This window comes from Curtobacterium sp. MCBD17_040 (genome assembly GCF_003234805.2).
In the GTDB taxonomy this organism is placed as follows: domain Bacteria; phylum Actinomycetota; class Actinomycetes; order Actinomycetales; family Microbacteriaceae; genus Curtobacterium.
In genome coordinates, this window is sequence record NZ_CP126273.1 from 1,353,789 (window position 1) to 1,370,508 (window position 16,720).

Below are 16,720 nucleotides of genomic sequence, written 5' to 3' on the forward strand. Positions count from 1 at the left end.
GCGTCATCCGATCGGATGACGCCGGGGCGCCTCGCGGGGGACTTCCCGGACGACGGCTGCGTGGGGCCGGTCAGCGGCCGTAGCGTTGTCGGCGTGTTCCGGACCATGCTGCGCAGCCAGATGGCGTTCGACGTCGTGCTGGCGCTCGTCGCGGCGGTCGTCGCGGTCCTGGGCGGCGACCGGTGGTCGGGTCTGACCTGGCTGCTCGGCGGGTTGTTCGGACTCGCCCTGGCGCTCCGACGACTCGCGCCCGGGCGTGGGCTCGCCATCGCGTGGGTGGGCGCACTCGTCCAGATGTACGTCAGCGCGAACGTCGCCGTCGCCGACCTCATGATCCCCGGTGTGCTCTACGGGACGGCCCTCTACGGCTCACCCCGGGTGCGTCGGTTCGGCCTCACGTCGGCGCTGGTGGGGTCCGTGGTCGGCGCGCTGTACCTGACGGTCAAGGAGTACCTCCAGCGATACGACCTCGTCGGCTCGCTCATCGAGCACCCCACGCAGCTCGTGCGCGAGGCGGCGCAGGGCGCGGGCTACTTCGTCGTCATCGTGGCGTTGCTCGTCCTGCCGTGGCTCGCGGGCGCGGTGGCCCGCGCCCGTGGCGTGGCGCGCGTCAGTCTCGAGGCCCAACTCCTCGCCGAGCGCGACGCGGCCCGTTCGGACCGAGCCGTGGCGGTCGAGCAGGAACGGGTGCGCATCGCCCGCGAGATGCACGACATCGTGGCGCACTCGCTCGCGGTCGTGATCGCGCAGGCCGACGGCGCCCGCTACGCGATGCGGTCCTCCCCGGAGAGCGCGGACGCCGCGCTGGCGACGATCGGCGCGACCGCCCGCCGTGCCCTCGGCGACGTCCGTGAGCTCCTCGGCGCACTGCGGCACGACGAGGCGCCGGGTCCGACGCCGGCCCTCGACGACATCGAGCAGCTCGTGCGGGACATGCGGCAGGTCGGCCTGGACGTCCAGGTCGAGCGCGCGGGCGAACCCGAGCACCTGCCCACCACATCGCAGCTCGCCGTCTACCGCGTCGTGCAAGAGGGCCTGACGAACGCGTTGAAGCACGGCGACCGGAGCGGACCCGTCCGACTCGCGCTGCGGTACGCTCCCGACCACGTCGAGGTCGCCGTGGCGAACCGGCTCCCGCCCGAGGGCCACGGCGGCCAGGGCGTCGGGCACGGTCTGGTCGGGATGCGGGAGCGCGCGGCGTTGTCCGGCGGGACGATGTCCGCGGGGCCGACCAACGGTGAGTTCCGGGTGGCCGTCCGGCTGCCCACCGCCGGGAGCACCGGGGCCGTCCCGCTGCCCCGACATGGCCGAGAGGAAGGCGCACGATGACCGCACCGATCCGGGTCGCTCTGGTCGACGACCAGGCGCTGTTCCGCACGGGCATCACGATGCTCGTCGAGTCGCAACCCGACCTGCTGTTCGTCGGTGAGGCGGGCGACGGCGCCGCCGGGGTCGAGCTCGTCCGACGGACGCGGCCCGACGTCGTGCTCATGGACGTCCGGATGCCGGTCATGGACGGCATCACGGCGACCGCCCGCATCGTCGAGGCGCGTGCCGAGGGTGCCGGCCCGCAGGTGCTCGTGCTCACGACCTTCGACTTCGACGAGGCGGCGGCGCGGGCGATCCGTGCCGGTGCGAGCGGCTTCGTGCTCAAGGACGCCGACCCGGAGTTCCTGCTCGCGGCGATCCGGACCGTGCACGCAGGAACGACGGTGTTCGCGGCGGCGGCCACGCGCGACCTGTTGCGCCGGTTCCAGGAACGGTCCGCCCCGCCGGCACCTCCGGCTGCCTTCGCCGACCTGACCCCGCGGGAACGCGAGGTCTTCGACCTCGCCGCGCGTGGGTTGAGCAACGCGGAGATCGCCCGGCACGAGTTCGTCAGCGAGGCGACCGTGAAGACCCACGTCTCCCGTGTCCTCGGGAAGCTCGGGCTCCGCGACCGCGTGCGCCTCGTCGTGTTCGCGCACGAGCACGGCCTGGTCCCTCGAGAGCCGTCGGATCAGCCGCGAGGATGACGGGCGCGCGCCGCGGGACGGACGCGCGCCGGGCCTCCCGGCCGCCAGGCTCGGAGGCATGAACGAACCGATCATCCGTCTGGAACACGTCCGGAAGCAGTACGGCAGCGACGGCCGTGCGGTGGTCGCGCTCGACGACGTCAGCGTCACGATCGCCGCTGGTGCGTTCACGGCGGTGATGGGTCCCTCGGGCTCCGGCAAGTCGACGCTGATGCACGTCGCCGCGGGCCTCGACTCGGTCTCGAGTGGCCGGGTCGTGGTGGACGGCACCGACCTCACGACCCTCGACGACCGCGGACTCACCGACCTGCGCCGACGCCGCCTCGGGTTCGTGTTCCAGTCCTTCAACCTCGTCCCCACGCTCGACGTCCTCGAGAACATCGAGCTGCCGTTCCTGCTCGGAGGCCGCCGTCCGACCGCCGAGGAGCGGGACTTCATCGACCACCTCGTCGGTCGCCTCGGCCTGGCGGATCGACTCGACCACCGACCCCACGAGCTGTCGGGCGGCCAGCAGCAGCGCGTGGCGATCGCGCGCGCGCTCGCCACCCGTCCCGCCGTCGTCGTCGCGGACGAGCCGACCGGAGCCCTCGATTCCCGCACCGGGAGGGACGTCCTCGCGATCCTCCGCGGTGCCGTCGGCGAGTGGGGACAGAGCGTCGTCATGGTGACGCACGACGCCGTCGCGGCCGCCAACGCGGACCGCATCCTGTTCCTCGCCGACGGACGGGTGGTCGGGGACCGGCCGTCCATGACGCCGGCGGAGATCTCGACGACGATGCTCGGGATGGAGGCCGCGGCATGAGCTCGACCAGCGGTACGGACGCGGCCACCGCATCCCGGACGCCACGGCCGCTCCGACGCGCGACCCGACGGCCGACGGCTCGAGGACTCGACACGCTGCGCGCCTTCCGCCCGACGCTGCTCGTCGCGGCGCTCGCCTCGATGTTCGGGACGGTGCTCGTCATCACGCCCGGTGTGGTCGCCGACGCACTGCGCGCCATCGGGCTCGAGGACGTCGGCTCGGTCCAGGCGGTGCTGTCGGTGGTCGGGTGGGTGTTCCTCGCGGTCGCCGTCTACGTCGGCTCGATCGTCACCGCGAACACCTGCAGCACGATCATCGCCGGGCAGACGCGGGTCCTCGCCCTGCAACGGCTCGTCGGGGCGACCGGGGCGGCCCTCCGGCGTGGCATCGGTCGGTCGGGCGTCCTGGTCGGCGTGGTGGGCGCGCTCCTCGGCGGTGTCCTGGGCGTGGGGGTCGCCGCCGCCGTCGTCGCGATGCTGCGTGCCCGACACTTCCTGCCGGACACCACGTACGACCTCGTGCCCGCGGGCATCGTGCTCCCGGTCGGCGCGGTGGTCGTCGCGACCTGGGCGGCGTTCCGGGCGGGGAGCCGGCGCGTGCTCGCCGTGACGCCCCTGCAGGCGCTGTCGAACACGGTCGAACCCACCGCCGCCGACCTCCGCGCCGGTCGTGGTCGCCGCGCGGTCGCGATCACGCTGCTCGTCGTGGGCGCGGCGTCCATGCTCCTCGCCGTCGCGCTCGGCGGCGTCACCGTGCTCGCCGTGCTGCCGGGCACATTCGGCGCGTTCGTCTCGTTCTCGGGCGTCGTCGTCGGAGCACCGCTCGTCATGCCGCCGGTCCTCGCGTTGGCCGGACGGATCGGCTCCCGTGACCCGGTCGTGCTGCTCGCGGGGCGGAACGCGCTCCGCGCCCCGGGACGCACCGCACGTGCGGTGATCGGACTCGTGATCGGCGTGACGCTGCTCGTCACGTTCGCGGTCGCGCTCGGGATCCTCCAGCACGTCTCGGCGCTCTCGGTGCGGGAACTCGGAGGCGGCTCGGCGGCGTCCGCGGCGACCATCCGCTCCGAGGACCACTTCTTCGCCCAGCTCAACGCGGTCGTCAGCGCACTCGTCGGGTTCTCCGGCGTCCTCGCCGCGGTGGGTGTCGTCAACGCCCTGGCGCTCGGGGTCGTGCAGCGGCGCCGCGAGCTCGGCCTCCTCCGGGTGCTCGGCCTGACCGCGTCACAGGTCCGGCGCATGATCGTGACCGAGGCCGTCCAGATGGTCGCCGCCGCCGTCGTCACCGGACTGGTGCTCGGTGTCGTCTACGGCTGGCTGGCGGCGCGGACGCTGCTCGGAACGCTGCACTTCCCGCTGACGCCCGTCCTGCCACCGGTGACCGTGGCGGTGGTGGTGGGCGGCGCGCTCCTGCTCGCCGTCGTGGCGACCGTCGCTCCGGTGCGTCGGGCGATGCGGGTGACACCGCGTGAGGCCCTCGCGGTCGACTGAGGGGTGGGGCCTCCCGGTCGCGGCCACCTGGGCGTCATCGCCCACGGTGGCCGCTGCGGTGCTACCGTGGGTGCCGATGCACGCTGCACTCCTCCTCCTTCGCCGCCGCGACGAGGCCTGACCACCGGCCCCCCTCGTCGCGGAGTCCGTCGTCGGCCGACACGAGACCAGCAACGAAGCGAGTGACCACCATGCAGAACACGCAGCGCCCCTCCGAGATGCCGATCCACAAGTACGTCCCCTTCTCCGAGCAGATCACGGTCGACCTGCCGGACCGCACCTGGCCGACGAAGCAGATCACCGAGGCACCCCGCTGGTGCGCGGTCGACCTCCGTGACGGCAACCAGGCCCTCATCGACCCGATGGACGCCGACCGCAAGCGGGCGATGTTCGACCTGCTCGTGCGCATGGGCTACAAGGAGATCGAGGTCGGGTTCCCCAGCGCCTCGCAGACCGACTTCGACTTCGTCCGCAGTCTGATCGACGAAGGCGCGATCCCGGACGACGTGACGATCCAGGTCCTGACGCAGGCCCGCGAGCACCTCATCGCCCGCACGTACGAGGCGATCGACGGGGCGAAGCAGGCCATCGTCCACCTGTACAACTCGACGAGCGTCGTCCAGCGTGACGTCGTCTTCCGGACCGACGTGCAGGGGGTCGTCGACATCGCGCTCGAGGGCGCCCGGATGTGCAAGGCGGCCGAGGCCACACTCCGTCACGGCACCACGGTGTACTACGAGTACTCGCCGGAGTCGTACACGGGCACCGAGCTCGAGGTCGCGCTGCGCATCTGCAACGAGGTGCTCGAGGTCCTCGAGCCGACACCGGAGCGCAAGGTCGTCATCAACCTGCCCGCCACCGTCGAGATGGCGACGCCGAACGTCTACGCCGACTCGATCGAGTGGATGTCGCGGCACCTGAACCACCGGCAGAACGTGATCCTGTCGCTCCACCCGCACAACGACCGCGGCACCGCCGTCGCCGCGGCCGAGCTCGGGTACATGGCCGGCGCCGACCGGATCGAGGGCTGCCTGTTCGGCAACGGGGAGCGGACGGGCAACGTGGACCTCGTCGCGCTCGGCATGAACCTGTTCACGCAGGGCATCGACCCGATGATCGACTTCTCGGACATCGACCAGGTCAAGCGCACGGTCGAGTACTGCAACCAGCTGCCCGTGCCCGAGCGACAGCCCTGGGCGGGCGACCTCGTGTACACCGCGTTCAGCGGGTCGCACCAGGACGCCATCAAGAAGGGGCTCGAGGCCATGACGGCCCGGGCCGAGGCGGCAGGCAGCAGTGTCGACGACATGGTCTGGGCGGTGCCGTACCTGCCCGTCGACCCGAAGGACATCGGCCGGAGCTACGAAGCGGTCATCCGCGTGAACTCCCAGTCCGGCAAGGGTGGTGTCGCGTACCTGCTCAAGCAGGACCACGCCCTGGACCTGCCGCGCAGGCTGCAGATCGAGTTCTCCGGCGTGGTGCAGCGGCGGACCGATGCCGAGGGCGGCGAGTTCACGTCCGAGGCGATCTGGGAGCTGTTCAGCGACGAGTACCTGCCGGCGCCCGCCGAGGACGACAAGTGGGGCCGCTACGAGCTCACGAAGACGGCGACGTCGAGCGACTTCGGTGGGACGACGCAGCTCACCGTGACGATGCGCGTCGACGACGGCGGGGTGGACGCCCAAGCGGTCGGGACCGGCCCGATCGACGCGTTCATCCGGATCCTCGCGGACCAGGGCGTCGCGGTGACGCTGTACGACTACGTCGAGCACACCATGAGCGCCTCCGGTGACGCCAAGGCCGCCGCGTACGTCGAGCTCGACGTCGATGGCTCCCGCCTGTGGGGCGTCGGCATCGACGCCGACATCGCGACCGCCTCGCTCAAGGCGATCGTGTCGGCCGTCAACCGCGCGGTGCGCGCCGGTGCCGTCGCCGGGGAGGCCGTGCTCGCGTCCGCCTGACGCCCTGCGACGGCGCCGTCGGAGGCCCTGCGCCAGCGCGCGGTCGGAGGCCCTGCGCCGGCGCCGTCGGAGGCCCGTGGGATCATGGTCCGGTGCCCCTGTACCGCGACGAGTGCGTCGTCCTCCGCACCCACAAGCTGGGTGAGGCGGACCGCATCGTCACGATGCTGAGTCGGCAGCATGGCAAGGTCCGTGCCGTGGCGAAGGGCGTCCGGCGCACCGCGAGCAAGTTCGGTGCGCGCCTCGAGCCGTTCATGGTCGTCGACGCGCAGTTCTACGAGGGCCGGTCGCTCGACATCGTGACGCAGGCCGAGTCGATCGGGTCGTACGGGGCGCAGATCGTCGCCGACTACGGCAGCTACACGGCCGCGAGTGCCATGGTCGAGACCGCCGACCGGCTGAGCGACGCCGACGCGGGCCTGCAGCAGTACCTGCTCCTCGTCGGGGCGCTCCGGTCGCTGTCCCGGCAGGAGCACGCGTCGAGCCTGACCCTCGACTCGTACCTGCTCCGCGCGATGAGCATCGCGGGGTGGGCCCCGAGCTTCCGGGACTGCGCCGTCACCGGCGATCCCGGCCCGCACTCGGCGTTCGTCGTGCAGCTCGGCGGGGTCGTCGCGGACCGCGCGGCGCCGCCGGGCTCCCCACGACTCGATCCGGTGACGCTCGGCCTGCTCGGTGCGCTGCTCGCCGGGGACTGGCCGACGGCCGACGCGGCGGACGAGCGGACGCGCTCCCGGGCCTCCGGCGTGGTCGCGGCGTACGCGCAGTGGCACCTGGAACGATCGTTGCGCTCCCTCCCGCACGTCGACCGGAGTGAGCACCCCGTTCCGGTGACCCCCGGACCGACCGCAGGACGAGCAGAAGGAACCCCGAGCGCATGAGCCCCCGCCGATCCGTGCCAGCGGAACCGTTCCGACCGCTGGACTGGACCGGTGAACAGCCGCCGTCCCTCCCGGCCGGCGCGGTCCCGGAGCACGTCGCCGTCGTCATGGACGGCAACGGGCGATGGGCGAACGAGCGCGGTCTGACCCGCATCGAGGGGCACCGCGCAGGCGAGGCGTCGTTGCTCGACGTCGTCGCGGGTGCGGTCCAGATCGGCGTGAAGCACCTGTCGGCGTACGCGTTCTCGACCGAGAACTGGAAGCGCTCGCCGGACGAGGTGCGGTTCCTCATGGGGTTCAACCGCGAGGTCCTGCACCGCCGTCGAGACCAGCTGAACGAGTGGGGCGTCCGCGTGCGCTGGGCCGGACGCAAGCCGCGGCTGTGGCGGAGCGTCATCGACGAGCTGCAGTACGCCGAACAGATGACGGCCGGCAACGACACGCTCACGCTGACGATGTGCGTCAACTACGGCGGCCGCACCGAGATCGCCGACGCCGTCCGGAGCATCGCCGACGACGTGGCCGCGGGTCGGATGCGGCCCGCCCAGGTCACGGAGAAGGCGATCGCCCGACGGCTCTACACGCCGGAGATGCCCGACGTCGACCTGTTCGTCCGGAGCTCGGGGGAGCAGCGGACGAGCAACTTCCTGCTCTGGCAGTCGGCGTACGCCGAGATGGTGTTCCTCGACCGCCTGTGGCCCGACTTCCGCCGGCAGGACCTCTGGGACGCCATCCAGCTGTACGCCTCGCGGGACCGACGGTTCGGCGGCGCCGTGGACGCGCCGACGCCGCGCCCCTGAGCGTCGCAGGCATCGCGGGCGGCCCGCAGCCAGCCGGCCCGCTGCCAGCCGGTCCCGTGGCGAGCCGCGGAACCGGCCGGCAGCAGCGGCGCGACCGTCAGACGACGGTCGAGCGGTACCCGGACGCGACGAGCTGTCCGCCGCGCAGGGTGAGGACGGCGCTCGAGTGCTCGCTGCCGTCGGCGTCGTCCTTGCCCGGCGCGGGTCCGGTCCACGCGACGTCGATCGTGGCGTCCGAGACGACCGTGCTGTGCAGGGACACGATGTTGTGGGAGAGCTGCTCGGGCGCGTAGACGGACACGAACTGCAGGCTGGTCCCGCTCGTCCACCGCCAGACGCCGACGACCTCGGGCCACGGGACCCCGCCTGCGTCGCAGTACAGACCCGCGACGACGTCGTGGCTGCCGGCGCCCTCGAGCGACCCGACGCTGGTGAGCGCCGCCTCGGAGCGCCCCTCGCCCACGAGGGAGGACAGGGCGACCGTCCCCGCGTGCGCGGGCTGGGCGGGCAGTCGACCGTGCACGAGCCGCCCCGCGGTGTGCCCGCAGAGCGCCGGCACCGGAGCGTCCTGCAGCATCGCGACGAGGGCATCGCTGCTCGGCGTGCTCGCGGCCGGCGCCGCGCTCGGCGTGGTCGGTCTGCTGTTCGGTGTCGGGGAGCTCGTGGCGGTCGTTGCGGGTGTCGAGGCAGCGGTGGGCACGGCGCTCGCAGAGGACGTCGTCGTGGTGCGGTGCGCGACCGCGGTCCCGTCGGGTCGGGTGGTACCGGCGGTGCAGCCGGTGATCGCGAGGGCGGTGGTGACGCCGAGCGCGATCGTGGTCCCCCAAGCGAGCGCACGGCTGCTGCCGCCACGCACGCGGTGTGTTGTCATCGGATCTCGTCCTGTCGTTCGTGGTGTTTGTTGACCGATCGTCAACTGGACATGACGGTACGCATTCCCCGACGACGTGGCGTACCGGTCCGATCACGGTCCGCTCGGTGTCGGCTGTGGGCGCTGAGCGCCCGCACAGGCGGAGTGCCGCCGGTAGCATTGCCCGGTACGTCACCGCACCGGGCATCCAGCTCGGCGACCTCTGGAGCACCCTTTGGCACAGCCCTCCCGTCTCGACAACGTCATCGCCCTCGCGAAACGTCGTGGCTTCGTCTTCCAGTCCGGCGAGATCTACGGCGGATCGCGGTCGGCGTGGGACTACGGGCCCCTCGGCGTCGAGCTCAAGGAGAACATCAAGCGCCAGTGGTGGCAGCGGTTCGTCCGTGGCCGTGGGGACATGGTGGGCCTCGACTCCGCGGTGATCCTGCCCCGCAAGGTGTGGGAGGCCTCGGGTCACGTCGCGACCTTCACGGACCCGCTCGTCGAGTGCCTGCACTGCCACCACCGGTTCCGGCAGGACCACCTGGTGGACGCGTTCGTCGCGAAGAAGGACCGGCAGCCCGAGGGCGGCATGGCCGAGATCGCCTGCCCGAACTGCGGCACGCGCGGCCAGTGGACCGAGCCGCAGAACTTCTCGGGGATGCTCAAGACCTACCTCGGGCCGGTCGACAACGAGGAGGGCCTGAACTTCCTCCGGCCGGAGACCGCGCAGGGCATCTTCGTCGACTTCGCGCAGGTCGTCACCACGAGCCGGATGAAGCCCCCGTTCGGCATCGGCCAGGTCGGCAAGGCGTTCCGCAACGAGATCACGCCCGGCAACTTCATCTTCCGCACGCGTGAGTTCGAGCAGATGGAGATCGAGTACTTCGTGCCCCCGGCGGAGGCCGCCGAGTGGTACGAGCGCTGGATCACGGACGCCGTCGCCTGGTACACCGACCTGGGCATCGACCCGGAGCACCTGCGCCGCTTCGACGTACCGGACGGCGAGCGGGCGCACTACTCCGACGCCACCGCGGACATCGAGTACCGCTTCGGCTTCGTGTCGGGGGAGTGGGGCGAGCTCATGGGCGTCGCGAACCGCACCGACTTCGACCTGACGAACCACATCGACGCGTCGGGCCAGGACCTCCGGTACTTCGACCAGGCGTCCGGCGAGCGGTACACGCCGTACGTCATCGAACCGTCGTTCGGACTCACCCGCGCCCTCATGGCGTTCCTGCTCGACGCCTACCACGAGGACGAGGCCCCGAACGCCAAGGGCGGCGTCGACAAGCGCACGGTCCTGCGCCTGGACCCCCGTCTCGCCCCGGTCAAGGCCGCCGTGCTGCCGCTGTCGCGCAACGAGCAGCTGTCGCCCGTCGCGCGCGGCCTCGCCGACGACCTCCGACAGTTGTGGAACGTCGACTTCGACGACGCCGGTGCGATCGGCCGTCGGTACCGCCGGCACGACGAGATCGGCACCCCGTTCTGCATCACCGTCGACTTCGACACGCTCGAGGACCGCGCCGTCACCGTCCGCGAGCGCGACACGATGGGGCAGGAGCGCGTGGCGCTCGACCAGCTCCAGGGGTACCTCGGGTCACGCCTCGTCGGCGCGTAGTCGACCGGCCGCCCCGGCCCTCCCGACCGCGGGAATGCGGCCGGGAGGGCCGGGGTTGCGCCCGTCATGAGCGAAACCGTGAAGGTCGATGTCTGGTCCGACATCGCCTGCCCCTGGTGTTACATCGGCAAGCGCAGGTTCGAGGCGGGTGCGGCGGCCTTCACGGCCGGGTCCGCGGAGACCACCGGGATCGAGATCGAGTACCACTCGTTCGAGCTCAGCCCGGACACCCCGGTCGACTTCGAGGGCAGCGAGGCGGAGTTCCTGGCGCGCCACAAGGGGCTGCCGGTCGCGCAGGCGCAGCAGATGATCGACACGGTGACGGGGATCGCGGCCGGGGTCGGCCTCGAGTACCACTACGACACGCTCCACCACACGAACACGGTGAAGGCGCACCAGGTGATCCACCTCGCCAAGACCAAGGGCCTGCAGCTGCCCATGGTCGAGCGCATGTTCGCCGCCTACTTCGTGGAGGGTCGCCACGTCGGGCACGACGACGACCTGGCGGACCTCGGTGCCGAGGTCGGTCTCGACCGTGACGAGGTCCTCGCCGTCCTCCGGGACGACGCGCAGCTCGACGCCGTGCGTGCCGACCAGGCGCAGGCGCAGGCGTTCGGCATCACGGGCGTCCCGTTCTTCGTCATCGACGGCAAGTACGGGGTGTCGGGTGCCCAGGATCCCGCCACCTTCACGCAGGTGCTCGAGCAGGTGGTCGCGATGCGGACCGCGGAGGACGTCGCCGCGACGACGGCGCGAGCAGCTGACGACGCGGACGCCGACGCGGCGGTCGTCGCCGAGGGCGCACGATGAGCGCGCTGCCGGGTCTCGACGGACGGGAGGCGGTGCAGCGACCGGTCCCGCTCCTCCCGACTGGTGGTGGGCTGGTGGCGCTCGACCTGGCCGGAGGCGCGCCGGTCTGCGAGGGCGACGTCTGCTTCGTGCCGGGTGCCGAGGGCGCCTGGACCGAGGTCCCTGACTAGACCGCCGACGCGCCATCACGGGCGCGAGATCGCAGTCGTTGCCGTTCTGGGCGCGGCGACAGTGGCAACGACTGCGATCTCGCGGAACGGGGACGGGCCGGACCGGGGCGGGTCAGGAGCGCTGCGGTTCCTCGTCGGTGATGTCGGCGACGACGGCACCGTAGGCGGCGACGAGCGCGTCCGCGTCGACGAAGGCGCTCGCGCCGTGGCGACCGCTGCCCATCGCGATGCGGCGGCCGGCGATCCGCTCGTCGGCGTACACCGGCCACGGCGTCGTGCTGCCGATCGGCGTGATCGTGCCGCGTTCGTAGCCGGTGGCCTCGAGCGCGGTACCCGCGTCGGGCATCGACAGCTTGTTGACACCGACGACCGCGCGGAGCTTCTTCCAGGCGATGCTGCGGCCGCCCGGCACGAGCGCGAACAGGTACCCGCCGTCGTGCCGCTTGACCACGAGCGACTTGACGATGTCGCCGGGCTGGATGCCGAGCGCGGCCGCGGCCTCCCCGAGCGAGGCGGACGGGCCCCGCTCCACGATCTCGACCTCGAGCCCACGAGCGGCGGCGTCGGCGACGAAGCGGTCGGGGCCGTCCATGGCGGTCGTCATGCTCGAGACGCTAACAGGGGGATCCGGCGCGGCGCTCCGACACCGAGCATCTGGGACAATGGAGGACGATGACGATCACGAGTGCACCCGCAGCGCCCCTGCGCATCGGCCCCATCGAGGTCGCGGCGCCGGTCGTGCTCGCCCCCATGGCGGGGATCACCAACATGGCGTACCGCCGCCTCTGCCGCGAGTACGGCGCCGGCCTCTACGTGTGCGAGATGATCACGTCGCGGGCGCTCGTCGAGCGGACACCGGTGTCGATGCAGCTCATCCAGCACCACGAGTCCGAGACCCCGCGGTCGATCCAGCTGTACGGCGTCGAGCCGAACACGGTGGCCGAGGCGGCGACCATGCTCGTCGCGGAGGACCGCGCCGACCACATCGACCTGAACTTCGGGTGCCCCGTGCCGAAGGTCACCCGCAAGGGCGGAGGGGCAGCACTGCCCTGGAAACTGGACCTGTTCCGCGAGCTCGTGACCAAGACGGTCCGCGCCGCTGGCGACGTGCCGGTCACGGTCAAGATGCGCAAGGGGATCGACGCGGACCACCTGACGTACCTCGACGCCGCGCGGATCGCGCGGGACGCCGGTGTCGCGGCGATCTCGCTCCACGCCCGGACGGCGAACGAGCACTACTCGGGCCAGGCGGACTGGTCGGCGATCGCGACCCTCAAGGAGACGATCACCGACCTGCCGGTACTCGGGAACGGTGACATCTGGTCGGCGGCCGACGCGCTGCGCATGGTCGACGAGACCGGGTGCGACGGCGTCGTCGTCGGTCGCGGGTGCCTCGGTCGCCCCTGGCTGTTCGGCGACCTGGCGGCGGCCTTCCGCGGCGAGGACGTCCGGGCGATGCCCTCGCTCGGCGAGGTCGCGGTCGCGTTCCGGCGGCACGCGGAACTCCTCGTCGAGTTCCTCGAGTCCGAGGAGCACGGTTGCCGCGACATCCGGAAGCACGTCGCCTGGTACTTCAAGGGCTACCCGATCGGCGGTGAGGTCCGATCCGCACTCGCGATGGCGTCGAGTCTGCAGGAGATCGACGACCTCCTCGGCCGACTCGACTGGTCCGCTCCCTACCCGGGTGCCGACGTCGAGGGCCCACGGGGTCGCGCGGGACACCCGAAGAAGACCGCGCTGCCGGACCGGTGGCTCGAGAGCCGCGACGTCGACGCGGAGTTCCGGCAGGTCCTCGCCGCGGCCGAGCTGCACCACTCGGGCGGCTGATGGACTCCCTGACGGGGCACGGCGGGTTGGCGAGCTACGGCCCCGCCGACGCCGAGCGGTGGCTGCCCGAGGAACACTCGAGCCGACGGAGCGACTTCGCCCGTGACCGCGCCCGCCTGCTGCACTCGAGCGCGCTCCGGCGGCTCGCGGCCAAGACGCAGGTGCTCAGCCCGACCACCGGCCTCGACTTCGCCCGCAACCGCCTGACGCACTCGCTCGAGGTCGCCCAGGTCGGACGGGAGCTCGCGGACAGCCTCGGGCTCGACCCGGACGTCGTGGACACCGCGTGCCTGGCCCACGACATCGGACACCCGCCGTTCGGCCACAACGGCGAGACCGCGATCAACGCCTGGGCGGCGGACATCGGCGGGTTCGAGGGCAACGCGCAGACGCTCCGGCTCCTCACGCGCATCGAGCCGAAGCTCTACGGCGAGGACGGCCGGCCCTACGGACTGAACCTGACGCGGGCGAGCCTCGACGCGAGCTGCAAGTACCCGTGGCCAGCGGCGCAGGGCGTGCTCGAACCGTCGTCGGGCCGGCGGAAGTTCGGGTTCTACGACGACGACGTCGACGCGTTCACGTGGCTCCGCTCGGGCGCACCACGGCGGCAGCGGTGCATCGAGGCCCAGGTCATGGACCTGTCCGACGACATCGCGTACTCGGTGCACGACTTCGAGGACGCCGTCGTGGCCGGGTTCATCGACGTGGCCGCCCTCGGGGACCGCGTCGGCGAGAACGACATCGTGTCCGCCATGCACGCCTGGGTCGGCGACACCCTGAGCCGGGACGAACTCCTCGAGGCGTTCGACCGGCTGCGGTCGCTGTCGCTGTGGATGACCTCGTACGACGGCTCCCGCGTCGCGCAGGCCCGGCTCAAGAACCTGACGAGCCAGTTCATCGGCCGGTTCGCCCGCACCGCGACCCAGGCGACGCGGGCCTCCTACGCCTCGGGCAGCCTGGTCCGGTTCGCGGCGAGCGTCGTCGTCCCGCCCGAGATCATCGGCGAGATCGCGGTGCTCAAGGGCATCGTCGCGGCCTTCGTCATGACGCAGGGCGACCGGCAGCCCGTGTACGAACGCCAGCGGGCGGTGCTCACCGAACTCCTCGACGCGCTCGTCGCGGCGGAGGACCGCGAGCTCGAGCCCGGGTTCGCCGCGGACTGGCGGGCGGCCACCGACGACGCCGGCCGGCGTCGAGCCGTCGTGGACCAGGTCGCGAGCCTGACCGACCAGGGCGCGCTCGCATGGCACAAGCGCCTCGTCGCGGGCGTGCGCGAGACCGTGCACATCGCGGTCTAAACCCGGTCCCGGGGCGCGGGACCTGTCCACCCCCCGACGCCGGGTCCGCAGTCGGGGTCGGCGCCGCCGCGTAGGATCGTCGCGTGGCGGGACTCATCACGCGGGACGACATCGACGAGGTGCGTCAGCGTGTGAACATCGCCGACGTCGTGGGGGACTACGTGACGCTGAAGTCCGCCGGCGTCGGTTCCCTCAAGGGACTCTGCCCGTTCCACGACGAGCGGACCCCCTCGTTCCACGTGCGGCCCCAGGTCGGTCGGTACCACTGCTTCGGGTGCGGCGAGGACGGCGACGTCTACAGCTTCCTCATGAAGATGGACCACACGACGTTCCAGGAGGCCGTCGAGCGGATGGCCGCCAAGATCGGCTTCACGCTCCACTACGAGGACGGCGACGGCCCCCGCACCGACCACAACACTCGTGCCCGCCTGCTCGCCGCGAACGAGGCCGCGGCCACCTGGTTCATCGAGCAGCTCACGACCCCGGGTGCCGAACCCGCCCGGCGGTTCCTCGGCGAACGCGGGTTCGACCCCGCCGCGGCGGCGCGGTTCGGCATCGGGTTCGCCCCGAAGTCGTACGACGCCCTCCGGGACCACCTGCGCGGACGGGGGTTCAGCCTCGAGGAGATCGTCACCGCCGGCCTCGTCAGCCAGGGCGATCGGTCCCCGTACGACCGCTTCCGCGGACGGCTCATCTGGCCCATCCGCGACGTCACGGGAGCCACCATCGGCTTCGGCGCGCGGCGGCTGCTCGACGACGACAAGGGGCCGAAGTACCTCAACACCCCCGAGACGCCCGTGTACCACAAGAGCCAGGTGCTCTACGGGCTCGACCTCGCTCGCCGGGACATCTCGAAGAGCAAGCAGGTCGTCATCGTCGAGGGCTACACCGACGTCATGGCGTGCCACCTCGCGGGTGTGACGACGGCCGTCGCGACCTGTGGCACGGCGTTCGGCGTCGACCACATCAAGGTCCTCCGCCCCATGCTCGGCGACGTGTCCGGGCGCGACCCGTCCGCCACGGGCGAGGTCGTGTTCACCTTCGACCCGGACGAGGCCGGTCAGCGCGCGGCCTCCCGGGCCTTCGCGGAGGAGCAACGGTTCGCCGCGCAGACGTTCGTCGCGGTCGCCCCGGGCGGACTCGACCCGTGCGACCTCCGCCTCGCTCGGGGTGACGACGCGATCCGCCGGCTCGTCGCCGGGCGACGCCCGATGTTCGAGTTCATGATCCGGCGGACGCTGGACGGCCACGACCTCGAGACGGTCGAGGGGCGCGTGGCCGCGTTGCGGGCCGCGGCTCCCGTGCTCGCCGGCATCCGGGACCGCGCGATGACGCAGGGCTACGTCCGTGAACTCGCGGGCTGGCTCGGCATGGACATCGGTGAGGTCCGCAGCGCCGTCGAGACCGCGCGGCGCCGGCAGGGCACCTCCGGTGACGCTGCCGGGCCGGGACGATCCGCCGCGGCGGGGTCCCGGTACGCCGATGGCACCGGGGGAGTCCGCGGTGCCGACGGCCGCACGGGAGCAGCGTCCGGCGCGGCCGGGGCCCGTGCGCTCGCGCCGGGTGGCACGGGCGGCACCGGTGCCCCGGCTCCGGACGACGCCCCGACCGCGACGCTCCGCGCGCTCCCGAACGACCCGATCACGCGCATGGAGCGCGACGCCGTCATGGCGATGGTCCAGCAGCCCGAACGGGTCGGTGCCACGCTCGTCGGGCTCACGGCGGGTGCGGTGTTCACGGCCCCGGTGCTCGCGGTCGTGCGCGACGCCGTCGTGGCGAACGGGGACGCACTCGGTGGACCGGGGTGGCTCGACCGAGTGCTCGGCGACGTACCCGGGCCGTTCGCCCCGTTCGTCCAGGAACTCGCCGTCGCGCCGCTGCCCGCCCGTACGGATGAGGACCTGGCGTTGTACTGCCGCAGCATCGTCGTGGCCCTCGTCGAACGGGACCTGCTCGCCCGGAAGGCGTCCCTGCTCGGACAGCTCCAGCGCACCGACCCGCACGAGCAGGCCGATCGCCGCGCCGAGCTCCAGCGGCAGCTCGTCGCGATCGACGCGCAGCGGATACGGCTCAAAGCGGACGCCGAATCGGCTTGACGCCGCGCGCCGACGTGCGCCGGAGCACGCTTCCGTCCGGCCGGACGGTATTACGACGGTGTAAACAAACGTCCCCCGATTCGTCCTCCAGGTGGCGGG

At 72.1% G+C, this 16,720-nt stretch carries 15 protein-coding genes; 13 read left to right on the top strand and 2 right to left on the bottom strand.

The window, feature by feature from the left end:
* The first annotated feature begins 93 nt into the window (after positions 1-93).
* The 7 genes from DEI94_RS06440 to DEI94_RS06470 all read left to right on the top strand — a co-directional run bounded on the left by DEI94_RS06440 (position 94) and on the right by DEI94_RS06470 (position 7,949).
* Positions 94-1,329: a sensor histidine kinase gene (locus DEI94_RS06440; RefSeq protein ID WP_220035605.1), complete on the top strand. Its 1,236-nt coding sequence runs from the start codon at positions 94-96 to the stop codon at positions 1,327-1,329.
* Positions 1,326-2,015, top strand: coding sequence for a response regulator (locus DEI94_RS06445; RefSeq protein ID WP_111008676.1), 690 nt, complete (start codon positions 1,326-1,328; stop codon positions 2,013-2,015). The genes DEI94_RS06440 and DEI94_RS06445 overlap by 4 nt, the downstream gene beginning before the upstream one ends.
* A gap of 58 nt (positions 2,016-2,073) precedes the next feature.
* Positions 2,074-2,817 carry an ABC transporter ATP-binding protein gene (locus DEI94_RS06450; RefSeq protein ID WP_111008677.1) on the top strand — a complete coding sequence of 248 codons (744 nt, stop codon included), beginning with the start codon at positions 2,074-2,076 and terminating at the stop codon, positions 2,815-2,817.
* Positions 2,814-4,307, top strand: a complete 1,494-nt coding sequence (locus DEI94_RS06455; protein ID WP_111008678.1) for an FtsX-like permease family protein — start codon at positions 2,814-2,816, stop codon at positions 4,305-4,307. Before DEI94_RS06450 ends, DEI94_RS06455 begins: the two co-directional genes overlap by 4 nt.
* A gap of 191 nt (positions 4,308-4,498) precedes the next feature.
* Complete coding sequence (leuA, locus tag DEI94_RS06460) at positions 4,499-6,268, top strand: 2-isopropylmalate synthase (protein ID WP_111008939.1); 1,770 nt, start codon at positions 4,499-4,501, stop codon at positions 6,266-6,268.
* Between the two features lie 92 nt (positions 6,269-6,360).
* Positions 6,361-7,149, top strand: a complete 789-nt coding sequence (recO, locus tag DEI94_RS06465) for a DNA repair protein RecO (RefSeq protein ID WP_111026103.1) — start codon at positions 6,361-6,363, stop codon at positions 7,147-7,149.
* Positions 7,146-7,949, top strand: a complete 804-nt coding sequence (locus DEI94_RS06470; protein ID WP_111026102.1) for an isoprenyl transferase — start codon at positions 7,146-7,148, stop codon at positions 7,947-7,949. Before recO ends, DEI94_RS06470 begins: the two co-directional genes overlap by 4 nt.
* A 97-nt stretch (positions 7,950-8,046) precedes the next feature.
* On the opposite strand, the gene DEI94_RS06475 is transcribed toward DEI94_RS06470, so the two are convergent.
* Complete coding sequence (locus tag DEI94_RS06475; protein ID WP_146243979.1) at positions 8,047-8,820, bottom strand: hypothetical protein; 774 nt, start codon at positions 8,818-8,820, stop codon at positions 8,047-8,049.
* A 214-nt stretch (positions 8,821-9,034) separates the two neighbouring features.
* On the opposite strand from DEI94_RS06475, the gene DEI94_RS06480 reads away from it, so the two are divergent.
* The 3 genes from DEI94_RS06480 to DEI94_RS06490 all read left to right on the top strand — a co-directional run bounded on the left by DEI94_RS06480 (position 9,035) and on the right by DEI94_RS06490 (position 11,400).
* Entirely contained in the window at positions 9,035-10,420 is a 1,386-nt protein-coding gene (locus DEI94_RS06480; RefSeq protein ID WP_111008682.1) for a glycine--tRNA ligase, read from the top strand.
* Between the two features lie 66 nt (positions 10,421-10,486).
* Positions 10,487-11,230 (top strand): DsbA family oxidoreductase, encoded by a 744-nt coding sequence (locus tag DEI94_RS06485; protein WP_111008683.1) that lies wholly within the window; start codon positions 10,487-10,489, stop codon positions 11,228-11,230.
* Positions 11,227-11,400 (top strand): hypothetical protein, encoded by a 174-nt coding sequence (locus DEI94_RS06490; RefSeq protein WP_181434648.1) that lies wholly within the window; start codon positions 11,227-11,229, stop codon positions 11,398-11,400. The genes DEI94_RS06485 and DEI94_RS06490 overlap by 4 nt, the downstream gene beginning before the upstream one ends.
* Before the next feature lie 112 nt (positions 11,401-11,512).
* Here DEI94_RS06490 and DEI94_RS06495 read toward each other — a convergent pair whose 3' ends face one another.
* Positions 11,513-12,004: an aminoacyl-tRNA deacylase gene (locus DEI94_RS06495; protein ID WP_111026101.1), complete on the bottom strand. Its 492-nt coding sequence runs from the start codon at positions 12,002-12,004 to the stop codon at positions 11,513-11,515.
* A gap of 68 nt (positions 12,005-12,072) precedes the next feature.
* Between DEI94_RS06495 and dusB the strand changes: the two genes are divergently transcribed.
* From dusB to dnaG, 3 genes are all read left to right on the top strand, one after another.
* The gene (gene dusB / locus DEI94_RS06500; protein WP_111026100.1) at positions 12,073-13,227 is read left to right on the top strand and encodes a tRNA dihydrouridine synthase DusB; all 1,155 of its coding nucleotides are present in this window, start codon (positions 12,073-12,075) and stop codon (positions 13,225-13,227) included.
* The gene (locus DEI94_RS06505; protein WP_111026099.1) at positions 13,227-14,525 is read left to right on the top strand and encodes a deoxyguanosinetriphosphate triphosphohydrolase; all 1,299 of its coding nucleotides are present in this window, start codon (positions 13,227-13,229) and stop codon (positions 14,523-14,525) included. Before dusB ends, DEI94_RS06505 begins: the two co-directional genes overlap by 1 nt.
* 83 nt (positions 14,526-14,608) lie before the next feature.
* On the top strand, positions 14,609-16,621 hold the full coding sequence (dnaG, locus tag DEI94_RS06510) for a DNA primase (protein ID WP_111026098.1): 2,013 nt from the start codon (positions 14,609-14,611) through the stop codon (positions 16,619-16,621).
* Positions 16,622-16,720 lie beyond the last annotated feature (99 nt).